Origin of the sequence: Streptomyces sp. AK010 (genome assembly GCF_014207295.1) — a bacterium.
In the GTDB taxonomy this organism is placed as follows: Bacteria; Actinomycetota; Actinomycetes; order Streptomycetales; family Streptomycetaceae; genus Streptomyces; species Streptomyces massasporeus.
Genome location: NZ_JACHCX010000030.1, coordinates 1 through 13893 on the forward strand (window position 1 = coordinate 1; position 13893 = coordinate 13893).

General features: G+C 72.3%; 12 protein-coding genes. 10 read left to right on the plus strand and 2 right to left on the minus strand.

Features of this window, described 5'->3' with window-relative positions:
• Positions 1-89: 89 nt before the first annotated feature.
• Together rfbB and HDC93_RS34880 are read right to left on the minus strand one after the other, a co-directional pair.
• A complete protein-coding gene (rfbB, locus tag HDC93_RS34875; RefSeq protein ID WP_185014831.1) occupies positions 90-1079 on the minus strand; it encodes a dTDP-glucose 4,6-dehydratase in 990 nt (329 codons plus the stop codon).
• A 49-nt stretch (positions 1080-1128) separates the two neighbouring features.
• On the minus strand, positions 1129-2196 hold the full coding sequence (locus tag HDC93_RS34880; protein WP_185014832.1) for a glucose-1-phosphate thymidylyltransferase: 1068 nt from the start codon (positions 2194-2196) through the stop codon (positions 1129-1131).
• Between the two features lie 535 nt (positions 2197-2731).
• Between HDC93_RS34880 and HDC93_RS34885 the strand changes: the two genes are divergently transcribed.
• The 10 genes from HDC93_RS34885 to HDC93_RS34930 all read left to right on the plus strand — a co-directional run bounded on the left by HDC93_RS34885 (position 2732) and on the right by HDC93_RS34930 (position 13892).
• The gene (locus tag HDC93_RS34885) at positions 2732-3724 is read left to right on the plus strand and encodes a ParB N-terminal domain-containing protein (RefSeq protein WP_260419938.1); all 993 of its coding nucleotides are present in this window, start codon (positions 2732-2734) and stop codon (positions 3722-3724) included.
• A gap of 165 nt (positions 3725-3889) precedes the next feature.
• Complete coding sequence (locus HDC93_RS34890; protein ID WP_185014834.1) at positions 3890-4813, plus strand: APH(6)-I family aminoglycoside O-phosphotransferase; 924 nt, start codon at positions 3890-3892, stop codon at positions 4811-4813.
• A 574-nt stretch (positions 4814-5387) separates the two neighbouring features.
• Positions 5388-6434 carry an inosamine-phosphate amidinotransferase 1 gene (locus HDC93_RS34895; RefSeq protein WP_185014835.1) on the plus strand — a complete coding sequence of 349 codons (1047 nt, stop codon included), beginning with the start codon at positions 5388-5390 and terminating at the stop codon, positions 6432-6434.
• 40 nt (positions 6435-6474) lie between these two features.
• Positions 6475-7320: a glycosyltransferase gene (locus HDC93_RS34900; RefSeq protein ID WP_185014836.1), complete on the plus strand. Its 846-nt coding sequence runs from the start codon at positions 6475-6477 to the stop codon at positions 7318-7320.
• 9 nt (positions 7321-7329) lie between these two features.
• Positions 7330-7929, plus strand: a complete 600-nt coding sequence (locus HDC93_RS34905) for a streptomycin biosynthesis protein StrG (protein WP_185014837.1) — start codon at positions 7330-7332, stop codon at positions 7927-7929.
• Between the two features lie 40 nt (positions 7930-7969).
• Positions 7970-9127, plus strand: coding sequence for a dTDP-dihydrostreptose--streptidine-6-phosphate dihydrostreptosyltransferase (locus tag HDC93_RS34910; protein WP_185014838.1), 1158 nt, complete (start codon positions 7970-7972; stop codon positions 9125-9127).
• A gap of 61 nt (positions 9128-9188) precedes the next feature.
• Positions 9189-10229, plus strand: a complete 1041-nt coding sequence (locus HDC93_RS34915; protein WP_185014839.1) for a Gfo/Idh/MocA family oxidoreductase — start codon at positions 9189-9191, stop codon at positions 10227-10229.
• Positions 10226-11620: an alkaline phosphatase gene (locus HDC93_RS34920; protein WP_185014840.1), complete on the plus strand. Its 1395-nt coding sequence runs from the start codon at positions 10226-10228 to the stop codon at positions 11618-11620. Before HDC93_RS34915 ends, HDC93_RS34920 begins: the two co-directional genes overlap by 4 nt.
• Before the next feature lie 69 nt (positions 11621-11689).
• Positions 11690-12832 carry a DegT/DnrJ/EryC1/StrS aminotransferase family protein gene (locus tag HDC93_RS34925; RefSeq protein ID WP_185014841.1) on the plus strand — a complete coding sequence of 381 codons (1143 nt, stop codon included), beginning with the start codon at positions 11690-11692 and terminating at the stop codon, positions 12830-12832.
• Positions 12833-12938: 106 nt separating this feature from the next.
• Complete coding sequence (locus tag HDC93_RS34930; RefSeq protein ID WP_185014842.1) at positions 12939-13892, plus strand: aldo/keto reductase; 954 nt, start codon at positions 12939-12941, stop codon at positions 13890-13892.
• Position 13893: the final 1 nt, after the last annotated feature.

Consider the following 13893-nt stretch of genomic DNA (forward strand, 5'->3'; position numbering starts at 1 on the left):
ACGCCACCAGGCAACAGCCCGACGCAGCCACTACCAACGACGGTCCACCGACGAACCCGCTGGATAGATCACGAAACCGCACTGGAGTACTAGGCGGGCAGCGAGCCGGCCGGGAGCAGCGGCTCCCACCAGGAGCGGTTCGTCCGGTACCAGGCGACGGTGGCGGCCAGCCCCTCGGCCAGGCCGGTGGCCGGCGCGAAGCCCAGTTCCCGCCGTATCCGGGTGGAGTCCACCGAGTAGCGCCGGTCGTGCCCCTTGCGGTCCTCGACGTGCACCACGCTGCTCCAGTCGGCACCGCACGCCTCGAGGAGCAGCCCCACCAGCTCCCTGTTGCTCAGCGTGGTGCCCCCTCCGATGTTGTACACCCGGCCGGCCCGGCCGCGGGTGCGGACCGCCTCGATGCCCCGTACGTGGTCGTCGACGTGCAGCCACTCGCGCACGTGCAGCCCGTCCCCGTACAGCGGCACCCGGTGTCCGTCCATCAGCAGGGTGATGAAGCGGGGGACCAGCTTCTCCGGGAACTGGTGGGACCCGTAGTTGTTGGAGCAGCGGGTCACCCGCACGTCCAGGCCGTGGCTGACGTGGTGGGCCAGCACCAGCAGGTCGGCGGACGCCTTGGAGGCGGAGTAGGGACTGTTGGGCCGCAGCGGTTCGTGCTCGGTCCACGAGCCGTGCTCGATGGACCCGTAGACCTCGTCGGTGGACACCTGGACGAACGGCGCCGCCCCGTGCCTCCGCGCCGCGTCCAGCAGCGTCTGGGTGCCGTGCACATTGGTGCGTACGAAGGCGGCGGCGTCGACCAGGGAGCGGTCCACGTGGGACTCGGCGGCGAAGTGCACGACCTGGTCCTGGCCGGCCATCACCCGGTCGACCAGCGCCGCGTCGCAGATGTCGCCGTGCACGAACCGGTACCGGGGGTGGTCGCGCACGGTTGCCAGGTTGGCCGGATTGCCGGCGTAGCTCAGGGCGTCCAGCACGGTCACCACCACATCGGGCGGGCCGTCGGGGCCGAGCAGGGTGCGGACGTAGTGGGAACCGATGAAACCGGCTCCCCCGGTGACGAGCAGATGTGTGGTCATGGGAACGGGCTTCCGCCTTCCGGTCGGAACGGGTCGGGGTCGGGAGGCATCAGGAGGAGATCTGCGCCTTGCTGTGGTCGCCGAGCACGAGGCGATGGGCGTGCGGCACCGGCGGCGCGGACGTCACCCGCACATGGCGGCCGATGAGCGACGCCTCGATGCGCCGCACCCCGCTGATGGAGGCGCCGCGCAGCACGATGGAGAACTCGACCTCGCTGTCCTCCACGAGGCAGTCCTCGGCGATGGAGGTGAACGGTCCCACGTACGAGCCGGCCACGACCGCGCCCGCACCGATCACGGCGGGGCCCACCACCCGGGAGTTGCGTACCTCGGCGCCCTCCTCGACCCGGACGCGGCCGATGAGGTTGCTGTGCTCGTCCACCAGGCCGTCGCAGCGCGGCTCGGTCGCCTCCAGCACGAGCCGGTTCACCTCCAGCATGTCGGCCACGTTGCCGGTGTCCTTCCAGTAGCCGGTGATCTGCGTGGAGCGCACGTCCCGGCCGGCGTCGATCAGCCACTGCACCGCGTCGGTGATCTCCAACTCCCCGCGCCACGAGGGCCTGATGGCCCGCACGGCCTCGTGGATGGCGGGGGAGAAGAGGTACACCCCGACCAGGGCCAGGTCGCTCTTGGGGTGGGTGGGCTTCTCCTCCAGCCCGCACACCCGCCCCGAGGCGTCCAGTTCGGCCACGCCGAAGGACCGGGGGTCGGACACATGGGTGAGCAGCAGATGCGCGTCCGGCCGGGCGGCGCGGAAGTCCCGGATGGGTTTCTCGATGCCCCCCACCACGAAGTTGTCGCCGAGATACATGATGAAGTCGTCCTCGCCCAGGTAATCACGGGCGACCAGGACGGCGTGCGCGAGTCCCAGGGGTTTCGGCTGCGGTATGTAACTCACGTCGAGACCGAATTTCGAACCGTCCCCGACGGCGTCGGTGATTTCACCGACGGTGTCGCCGACGACAATACCGACATCGGTGATGCCGGCCGCGGCGATCGCCTCCAGCCCGTAGAACAGGACGGGTTTGTTGGCCACCGGCACCAACTGCTTCGCGGACGTGTGCGTGATGGGCCTCAGGCGCGTGCCCGCTCCGCCGGCCAGTACGAGCGCTTTCATGTCGTTCTCCCTGTGTGGTCTTGGGAACACGGGGGCGTGGGAACACGGGTGCGCGGCGCTGCCGCGGGAGAGGTCGCGCCGCCGGACAGCGGCGGGGGCGGCGGACGGTGTGACGTTTTCCCGCCGCGCGATGAATCCTTTTGCGTTAAGAGGGCGTTGACGAGGACGACTGATCGATCGTCGGCAGTGGCCGGAAAGGAGTGCATGACCCGGGCCGTCGTCCCCGCGGCCCTGTCCGGCACCCCCTGTCTTGCCGGTCCGCCCTGCGGCGACGGTGCCCGCGCCGGTGAGTGACCCGCCCGCCCCGGGGTCGCCTTTCGGCCGCTTAGGGCTACTTTACTCAAACGTTCATGGATGTTAAGCATATGCCGGGCGAAAGAGAGAAGGCCCGGACCCGTGCTGCCGTGAATGGCCGGCGACCAAAGGATAGGTAGTGGAGCCTGTTTTAGGTAACAGTCCTGTTCAAGCGCGTGACCAGCCAATGGGATGCCTGGGAGAATCCGACGAGAACAGCTTCCAATTGTCCGACGTGGTCATGGTGCCGATCGATTCGCTCCGGGCCTCCGACTCCCCCCGCAGCTCCGGCGAGGATGCCGAACACATTCGCACTCTCGCAGAATCCGGAGCGGAACTTCCTCCCATTGTGGTGATGCGCTCCACGCTGCGGGTGATCGACGGCATGCACCGGCTGCGGGCCGCCGGACTCCGCGGCGCCACCGAGATCGCGGTCCGGTACTTCGAGGGGGAGGAGAAAGAGGCATTCGTCCTCGCGGTCAAAGCGAACATCGCCCACGGCCTGCCGCTCTCCCTCGACGACCGAAAGGCCGCCGCGAGCCGCATCCTCACCAGCCATCCGCTCTGGTCCGACCGGGCCATCGGACGGGCGACCGGCCTCTCGGCGAAAACGGTGGGAACCCTGCGGTCCTGTTCGACCGCGGGAGTTACACAGTCGAACGTACGGGTCGGCCGAGACGGGCGGACCCGCCCCCTGGACGCCACGGAGGGACGGCAGTTGGCGGGCCGTCTGATCCAGGAGAACCCCACGGCGCCGCTGCGTCAGATCGCCGCCCAGGCCGGGGTGTCCCTGGGCACCGCCTCCGACGTCCGCAAGCGGCTGCGCCGGGGCGAGAGCCCGCTGCCTGGACGCGACCGTGCGCGGGAGAGGCCGGCGGTCGCCGAACAGCCACCGGCCCGCGTCGAGCGGGCCGAGGAGACCGCCCCCTCACGGGCCCTGATGCTGCGTCACCTCAGCCGCGACCCGTCCATACGGTTCACCGAGGACGGCCGGGTGCTGCTGCGTTGGCTCAACGTGGTGGCCGTGCGCAGCCAGGACTGGGACCGGCTGCTGGGCAACGTGCCGCCGCACCGCGCCGAGGTCATCGCCGAACTCGCCCGGGGCTGCGCCGAGATATGGCAGCGCGTGGCCGAACAGCTCGAGCGGGCCGACGCCGACAGGACCGACGAGCGGGCTCCGGACGTCACCGACGGCGACACGGACGCCCCCCTGCACCGGGCCGGCCTACGGTGAGGTGTTCGGGCACGGCCACGGACGGCGTCCCCGAGAACCCCGGCCCCGCGGCCGGCCACGCGCACACCGCGCGACCCTGTAGACCGCCCGGCCCTGCCGGCGGGGGCCCGCTCGGGTCACCACGGCCGGGCCGCGGCGGGCAACTCCCCCGTGAAGGAAAGACCGATGAGTACGCCGGAAACAATCGAAGTCCCCGACGCCCTGGCCGCGTCCCTGACGAGGAACGGTGGTGAGGAGGAACGGGCCTGGATCACCGCCCTGCCCGCCCTGGTCGCGCAACTGCTCAGCCGGTGGGAGCTGAAGCGGGACGGCGGCGTCGCCTCCGGTGAGGCCTCGCTCGTGGTGCCCGTACGGCGCGCCGAAGGCACCCGGGCCGCGCTCAAGCTCCAGATGCCCCGCGAGGAGACGACCGCCGCGCTGACCGGGCTGCGCGCCTGGAACGGCAACGGCGTCGTGCGGCTGCTCGACCACGACCCGGTGAGCAGCGCCATGCTGCTGGAACGCCTGGACGCCTCGCGCACCCTGGCGTCCGTCGAGGACGACGACGTGGCCATGCGCACCCTGGCCGGCCTGCTGGAAAGGCTGCACTCCGTCCCGGCACCCGACGGGCTGCGCGGTCTCGGCGGGATCGCTCGCGAGATGCTGGAGGCCGTGCCCGAGGCCGTCGGCTCGCTGGCGGACCCGGCCGACCGGCAGCGCCTGCGCGCCTGGGCGTCGGTCGTCACCGAGCTGGTGGGCGAGCCGGGGGGCCGGATGCTGCACTGGGACCTGCACTACGACAACGTGCTGGCCGCCGAGCGTGAACCCTGGCTGGCCATCGACCCCGAACCCCTGGCCGGTGACCCGGGCTTCGACCTGTGGCCCGCGCTGGACACGGGCTGGGAGAAACTCGTGGCGGCCGGGGACCCCCTGCGGGTGGTCCGCCGGCGCTTCGACCTGCTGACCGAGGCGCTGGGACTGGACCGCGAACGCGCGGCTGGCTGGACCCTGGGCCGGCTGCTCCAGAACACGCTGTGGGACATCGAGGACGGGCGGACCACGATCGACCCGTCGCAGACCGCCGTGGCCGACGCGCTGTCGCGCCGCTGACCCGGCACACGCCCCACGGCACACCGGCCGCACGAGCCGTACGCCGCTGAACGCGACGCGCACCCACCCGGGTGCGCGTCGCGTACTTGGCGTTGCCCGGACTCCCCAATCGCGTCGCCCGGACCCCCGTGCACCGCGCGCCGCCCGCCGGTGCGGAAGGCGGCGCGCTGCGCGGGCGTTGACCGCGTGCCCGGGAAAGCCCAGGTGGCGATCTCGTCCGAGACAGCGCGGAGCGGCGCTGGACACGGTCGCGGATCGAGGCGGCGGTTGTTAGCCTTCAGGCGGTCCGGTGGTCCGGGCGGCACCGCTGAGGAACGTCGCACCGGAATCCCGCGCGGTTCCCCGGAGCGGGGCCCGAACGCCCATCGGCACCGTCGAGGCCGTTCCCGCCGTTCCTTCCGTACCTCCCGTCGTACGCCGTGCCTGCCGGGCCGTTCCCGGCGGCCGGCACACGTCCCGGCCCGTCTTCCGCCCCACCGCCGCGCCCCGGGGCCGGCGGCCCACGCCGCGGGCCGGTCCACGCCGCACCGGTCACCGGTCGTCGCACCCCCTGCCCATCCACGTGAGGAGTGTCATGAGCCTTGTCAACGTGCACAACGAATGGGACCCGCTGGAGGAGATCATCGTCGGCACGGCGGTGGGCGCCCGTGTCCCCCGCGCCGACCGCAGCGTCTTCGCGGTGGAGTACGCGAGCGAGTACGACAGCCAGGACCAGGTTCCCTCCGGCGCCTACCCGGATCGGGTGGTGAAGGAGACCGAGGAGGAACTCCAGATCCTGGTGGAGGAGCTGACCAAGCTCGGGGTCACGGTGCGCCGGCCCCAGGCCCGCGACAACGCGGCACTGATCAGGACCCCCGACTGGGAGACGGACGGCTTCCACGACTACTGCCCGCGCGACGGGCTGCTGTCCATCGGCCGGACCGTCATCGAAACCCCGATGGCGCTGCGCGCCCGCTTCCTGGAGTCGCTCGCCTACAAGGACATCCTGCTGGACTACTTCGCCAGCGGGGCCCGGTGGCTGTCCGCGCCCAAGCCGCGGCTGACCGACGCCTCCTACGACCCGCAGGCCCCGGCCGGTGAGCGGCTGACCGACGTGGAGCCGGTGTTCGACGCCGCCAACGTGCTGCGCTTCGGCACCGACCTGCTCTACCTGGTGTCCGACAGCGGCAACGAACTCGGCGCCAAGTGGCTCCAGTCGGCGGTCGGCGACACCTACACGGTGCACCCCTGCCGGGGGCTGTACGCGTCCACCCACGTGGACTCCACCATCGTGCCGCTGCGGCCCGGCCTCGTGCTGATCAACCCCTCGCGGGTGAACGACCGGAACATGCCCGACTTCCTGCGGTCGTGGGAGACCATCACCTGCCCGGAGCTGGTGGACATCGGCTTCACCGGCGACAAGCCGCACTGCTCGGTGTGGATCGGCATGAACCTGCTGGTGGTGCGACCCGACCTGGCCGTCGTGGACCGCCGGCAGACCGGCCTGATCAAGCTGCTCGAGAAGCACGGGATGGACGTGCTGCCGCTCCAGCTCACCCACTCGCGCACCCTCGGCGGCGGCTTCCACTGCGCCACGCTCGACGTCCGCCGCACCGGCTCACTGGAGACCTACCGGTTCTGATGTCCCGCCACGTCCGCTACCGCCAAGGGAGGTTGACCACGTGATCGGTTACGGCGTCTGCGTAGGCCCGGGCAATCTGTTCGAGCGCATCTGCCTGCCGGGTATCGAGCGGGTCCGGACACCGGGCAGCCCGGTGTTCACCATGCGCAACCAGCGTTCACTGTTCTCGGCGTACAACGCCATGTTCGACCAGGCGGCCGCCAACTCCGACATCACCGGGCTGGTGATGCTCCACGACGACGTCGAGCTGCGGAAGAACCCGGCCGAGGTGGCACAGCCGGTGTTCGAGGACGACTCCGTGGGGATGCTCGGCTCGGTCGGCGGCTCCGACACCGTCTCGCTGGCCTGGTGGAACGAGAAGGAGACCAGACGCGGCCGGGTCACCGACTACGACAAGGTCCACGACTACGGGTCGGACCGCTACGAGGTCCACGCCGTGGACGACGTCATCCTGTGCGTCAACCGCTGGACCATCGAAAACATCCGCTTCCCCGAGGGGCACTACCGCGGTTTCGAGGGGCTCGGCGTCATCCTCGCCACCCTGGTCCGTGCCGCTGGCAAGCGCGTGATCGTCCAGGACCTCCAGGACGTCATGCACCACAACGACGGCCGCGGGTTCAACGGTCTGAAGGACTGGCGCCACAACGAACTGCGCTGGCAGCGCGAGTTCTTCGACCTCAGCACGCTCGAGCGGCTGGGCAACCACCTGGAGCGGCTCACCATCCCCACCATCCCCCTGCGGCTCGCCGCCCGCCGGCTGGCGGTGCGCGCTGCCGGCCGGGCCCACGAGGTCAGCGACGGGGAGACGGGCGACCCGGTGATCGACGAACTGGTCGGCGGCTGGTACCGGCGGTGCAAGCGCCTGCGTGGCCGCATGCTGGTGTGAGGAGAACACATGGCCAAGTACACAAGGCTCTGCTATGACGTGACCCAGATCCCCCTCGCCGACCTCGTGCGCGAGGTGCTGAAGGTGGACGACCTGGAGGGCCTGGCGGCCAGTGAGTGGCTCGCCACCCGGGAGACCGACCAGAGCACGCCGTACCACAAGCACTTCTACGACAACTTCGACATCGTCTCGCCCGCGTACCGCACGCTGGCACGGCACCTGCTCGGCGACACGGTCGACGACGTCTACCTCCAGCGGGTGCCCACCTTCCGCGTGCACCTGCGCAACTCCGTCGCCGTGGGCTCCTGGCACCGCGACCGCGACTTCGGGCACGACCCGGCGGAGGTCAACTACTGGGTGCCGGTCACCCGGGCCTTCGGCAACAACACCCTGTGGATCGACAACGAGCCGGTGCACGCGGAGTACGGCGAGGTGATCGTCTTCGACGGCGCCAACTCCTGGCACGGGAACGTCGTCAACGACACCGAAATCAGCCGGGTCAGCATCGACTTCCGCACGCTGCCCCGGTCTGCGTACCAGCCCAACGGCAAGACGTCCGTGTCCTACGGACTGCCCTTCCTGCTCGGCCAGTACTGGGACGTCGTCTGAACCCCGGCCGGCTCCCGCGCCACGACGAAATGGCCCTGACATGGTGATGACCTCCGATCCGACCGGGAAGCCCCCGGGCGACACACGCCCCGGGGAGTCCCTGACACACCTCGACCACCGCTTCCGGGAGTTCCTGGCCGGGCTCCCGGCCGACCGCCCCCCGTGGTTCTGCTTCTTCTCCTCCGGCCTGCTGCACGTCGTCCACCACTTCCTGCGTTTCGTCCCCGAGCGGCTGAACTGCGTCTTCGTGTGCTCCGCGCTCAACGCCGAGGAGACCGAGCTGCGCGACCGCATGAGCGGTGGCCTGCCCGTCTTCGACATGGACGACCGGGTCGGCAGCCACGAGATCTTCGAGCTCCTGCTGCGCAACGTGGACCGGCCGTTCGGCATCGTCGACGTCGACTGCTTCGTCACCGACACCGACTGGTTCGACCGCTGCACGGACGGACTGGAGCCGGGCGTGGCGGTCAGCGGCCCGCTCAGCTACGGCCCCATCCCCCTGGCCGCGCCGCCCTTCCTGGCCCTGGACCCCCGGGCGCGCCCCGAGATCGAGCGCGCCATCGGCGGCCCCGTCACGCCCGCCGCGTACGCGTACGTCCCCCCGGGGCCGGAGAAGGAGATCGACGGCGCGACGGTACGGCTCATCGAGCCGCACCACGAGCGGGCACTGGCCCGGGTGATGGCCCTGGAGGGTCCCCGGCTGCCCTTCCCGCAGGGCGGAGTGGTGGACGTCCTCGACGACGGCCGGGAGGTGCGCAGCCATGAGCGCCATCACCACCTCCACAACGGCAACGAGGTGATCCGCGTCGTCTTCGACGGGCTGATGTTCTACCAGCTGATGGCCCTGGCCGCGGGCCTGAGGATCGCCCACTTCCACCACTACCCGGGCACCAAGGTCTTCGCCCCCCAGCTGGTCCACGCCGGCGGCATCTCCTACTGGCACCGGCTGCGGCCCAGTGAGATAGCCGCGGGCATCCACGAGCTGCCCTGGTCGGCGCATGTCGACGCCCTCCTGCTGGAGGACTTCAACAAACGGCCGGACGCCCCCTCGGGCTACCGGACCCGCAGCACCCGGCTCGCCGCCAGTCTGCGCCAGTCCAAGGCCGACCTTGCGGGGCTGCGCGAGGAGCTGCGCACCAAGCTCACCTCCTCCGGCGTGGACGTGACCGACCCCCGGTGGGCCGCCGTACTTGACTGACGCAGGACCTCATACCGGCACTCCTCCCGGGGGCGCCGACGGGCTGTTACGGAGACTTTCGATGAGAGTGGGAATCGTCGGGGCCGGCCGCATGGGCCAACTGCACGCCCGTACGCTCCTGAAGCTTCCCGACCCACCGGCCGTGGTGGTGCACGACGTCGACCCCGACGGCGCCCACCGGCTGGCCCGCGCCCTGGCGGAGGAGACCGGGTCCCGCGTGACGGTGCGGCGGACACTCGCCGAGGTCGTCGCCGGCGTGGACGCGCTGGTCGTGGCGACCCCGGCGACACAGCGGCGGGCCCCGCTGCTGGCCGCGGCACGGGCGGGTGTGCCGGTGTTCTGCGAGAAACCGCTGACCGCCGACGTGGCCGAGGCCCGCGAGCTGGTCGGCGCTCTCGCCCACGCCCGCGTGCACGTCGGCTTCCAGCGGCGCTGCGACCCCGCCTACCGGGCACTCCGCGAAAGGATCGTCTCGGGCCGGCTCGGCCGCCTCCTGCTCGTGCGGTGCACCGCCTTCGACCACGAACCGCCGGCCGGCGCGTACGAACGGACGGCCGGCGACATCTTCACCGACTGCCTCATCCACGACATCGACGCCGTGCACTGGCTGACCGGACAGCCCACCGTGGCCGTGCAGGCCGACGGGGCCCGGCTGCTGGGCGGCGCCGGGTACGACGTGGCCACGGCCGCCCTGACCCTCGCCGACGGCGCCCGCGCGGTGCTCACCGCGTCCCGGCTCGACCCGCACGGGTACGACCACCGGGTCGAGGTGCTGGGCACCGAAGGCTCCTACGCGGTCGGGCTCGACGCGCGGACCCCGCTGCGCCTGCTCGGCCAGGACGGCACGGGCCGCCCGCCCGCCCCCGGTCCCCCGTACCAGGACTTCACCGACCGCTTCGCGACCGCCTACCGGCAGGAGATCCACGACTTCATCGGCATGGTGACGCGGGGTGCCCCCAGTCCCTGCACCGCCGAGGAAGCGCTGCGCGCGCAGGAAGTGGCCGCGGCCGCCGGCCGTGCCGCCGCGACCGGCACCCGTGTCGTCCTGGACCCCGCACCGGCCGCCGACGCGGCCACGCCCGTGGGGGGCCGGGCCGGATGAGCCGCACGTCCACCCGCCGGGGACGCCGCCCGGGACGGCGCGGCGCCGCCCTGGCCGCGGCCCTGCTGGTCCTCGTCACCCTGCCCGCCGCCGCCTCCACCACCGACGGGGCGGGCGGAGCGGACCGGGACCGCGCACCCACGGACACCGTCCAAGGCCGCGCACCGGCGGACAACGTCATCCTGCTCATCGGCGACGGCATGGGCGACGCAGAGGTCACCGCGGCGCGCGACTACTCCGTCGGCGCGGCCGGCAGGCTGGCCCTGGACACACTGGACACCACCGGGCGGCGCACCACCTTCTCCGTGGACGAGCGGGGGCGGCCGGTCTACGTCACCGATTCCGCCGCCGGCGCCACCGCCTGGGCGACGGGCCGGCGGACCGTCAACGGACGGGTCTCCAAGACCCCCGGCACCAACCGGCCGCTGCCCACGCTGCTGGAGAAGGCCCGCCGCCACGGCTACGCGACGGGCAGCGTCACCACCGCCTCGGTCGCCGACGCGACCCCCGCCGCCCTGACGGCCCACGTCACGGACCGGTCCTGCAAGGGCCCCGCCGACATGGCCGAGTGCCCGGCGGACACCCGGGCGGCCGGCGGCGCCGGCTCCGTCGTGGAGCAGACGGTCGCCGCCCGCCCCGACGTCCTCCTCGGCGGCGGTGCCGACCACTTCGCACAGACCGTCACAGACGGCCCGTACCGCGGCCGTACGGTGCTGGAGCAGGCCCGCGCGGCCGGCTACCAGGTGGTGCGCGACCGGGCGGAACTGACGGCGGCCCGCACCGACCGGCCCGTGCTCGGGCTGTTCGCGCCCGACTACCTACCCGTGGAATGGACCGGGACACCGGCCGCGCCCGGTGGCACCGCGCCCCAGCGGTGCGCCGTCCACAACCCCGCTCGGCCCGCCGGCACACCCACCCTGGCCGAGTCCACCCGCGCCGCGCTCGGCCACTTGACGGCCCGCCGCGACCGGGCCACCGGCAAGGGCTTCTTCCTCCAGGTCGAAGGCGCCTCGATCGACGACCGGGCGCACGAGGCCGACCCCTGCGGGCAGATCGGCGAGACTGTGGCGTTCGACAGGGCGGTCGCGGTCGCCCTCGCGTACGCCGGACACCACCCCCGTACCCTCGTGATCGTCACCGCCGACCACGGCCACGCGACCCAGATCCTGCCCGAGGACGCCAGGCCAGCCGGGCTGTCCAGCACCCTCGTCACCGACGAGGGCGGCCGGATGCTGCTCGGGTATGCCACCGCCGGACCCGGCGGGACGCAGGAGCACACCGGGGTCACCGTGCCGGTCGCCGCCCGCGGTCCGCTCGCGCACCGGGTGCTCGGCCTCCGCGAGAACACCGAGCTGTTCGGCACCGTGTGCGCGGCGCTCGGACTGCGATGAACCACGGCCGTGCCCGACGGCCCCCGGACCATTCCCGACCGTTCCCCTTCCGAATCGAAAGGTCATACCTTGAGCTCCTTCCAGGAATTACCGCGGTGGCCCCAGCTGACGGACGACGACATCGAGGCGGCGGTGGCGGCCCTGCGCTCCAACCGCCTGGTGGGGCAGGGCAACAGCACCGTCCAGGAATTCGAGGCGGCCCTGGCCGCCGGCCAGCGCGTGGAGCACGCGGTCGCGGTGTCCACCGGCACGGCGGCCGTGCACCTCGCGCTGCACGTCCTGGACGTCGGGCCCGGCGACGAGGTCATCGTGCCCGCCCACACCTTCATCGGCTCGGCGAGCCCCGTCGTGTACCTCGGCGCCCGCCCGGTCTTAGCCGACGTCACACCGGACACCCACTGCCTGGACCCGGACTCGGTGAAGTCGCTGATCACCGACCGGACCAAGGCCATCGTGGTCGTCCACATCAACGGCATCGCCGCCGACATGGCCGCTCTGACCGCCGTCGCCGCCGAGGCGGGCGTCCCGGTCGTCGAGGACGCGGCGCAGGCGCTGGGCACCGAGATCGGCGGCCGTCCCATCGGCGGTTTCGGCGACCTCGCCTGCGTCAGCCTCTTCGAGCAGAAGGTGATCACGTCGGGCGGCGAGGGCGGCGCCGTGCTCACCGACAACTCGGACCACGCGGAGCGGCTGCGCCGCCTGCGCAGCCACGGCGAGGGCCCCATCGAGGGCCGCCCCGGCATGATCTGGGCACACGAGGTGGGCTACAACTACCGCCTCACCTCGGTCCAGGCCGCCATCGGCCTGGCCCAGCACAAGCGGCTCGGCGAGATGGTCGAGGCCCGCCGCCGCAACGCCGCACGCCTCTCGGAGCGGCTGGCCGGTGTCGAGGGCCTGGAACTGCCGGTGGAGCCGGAGGGCACCACCCACGCGTTCTGGAAGTACGCGGTGCGCGTGGCGCCGGGCGGCGGCCGCCGCCCGGCCGGGGAGATCGCGGCCGAACTGCGCTCGCGAGGCGTCCCGGTGCTGCTGCGCTACCCCTTCCCGCTGCACAAGCAGCCCGCGTTCGCCGGACACAAGGGGGTCTCCCTCCCCGTCGCCGAGCGGCTGTCCCAGGAACTGCTGGCGCTGCCGTCCCACCCGGGGCTCACCGAGGGGCACCTGGACCACATCGCCGACGAGGTCCGCCGGGCCGTCGCCGTCACGGTGTGACTCGCGCCCCGTCCGCCGACGGACCCACGGGCGCCGCACCGGCCGCGTACCACCGCGGTGCGGCGCCCGCCGCCTCCCGACGAACCCGACACACCAGGAGAGCCACATGACCACCGCCCCCCGGCCCGCCTCCGCGCCGCCCCCCGGCCCCGAGGGCCCGCCGCTGCTCCTCGGCACCTCCGCCTTCGGCCAGAACGAGCGCGGCTTCCCCGTCTACGACGCGTACTGGGAGGGCGGCGGCCGCGCCTTCGACACCGCCTGGCTCTACGGCCATGCCTACGGCCCTGGCTGCTGCGAACGCACCTTCGGCGCCTGGGCCCGGTCGCGCGGCGTCGAGAAGGACGTCTGGGTGCTGGCCAAGGGCGCGCACACCCCGGAGTGCCTACCCGACCGCGTCGAACCCCAACTGACCGAGAGCTTCGAGCGCATGGGCCGCGACGACGCCGCGCTCTACATGCTCCACCGCGACAACACCGACGTCCCCGTAGGGGAGTTCGTCACCGTCCTCGCCGACCTCGTGGGCCGCGGCCTCATCGGCGCGTACGGCATGTCCAACTGGACCCTCGAACGGGTCGTCGAGGCCGTCGCCTACGCCCGCGTGCACGGCCTGCCGCTGCCCGCCGGCATCAGCAACCAGTACAGCCTGATCAACATGGTCCACCCCATCTACCCGGGCACCGTGACCTCCAACGACCCCGCCTGGCGGGACTGGCTCGCCGAAGGGGCCGTCCGGCTGTACCCCTGGGCCAGCCAGGGCCGCGGCGCGCACGCGCTCGCCGACCCCGGCGAGTTGCGCACCAGTTCGCTCGCCGAAAGCTGGTACAGCGAGACCAACGCCGCCCGGGTCCACCGCGCCCGCCTGCTCGCCCGGCGCACGGGGATCTCCGCCACCGGCATCGCCCTCGCCTGGACCCTCTCCCAGCCCTTCCCGGTCGTCGCCCTCATCGGGCCCCGGTTGCCCAAGGAGGTCCGCGACTCCCTGGCCGCCGCGGCCCACCGGCTCACCGACGCCGAGCGCGACTGGCTGGAGACCGGCGAGGGCGACCTCCCGGACCGGTGAC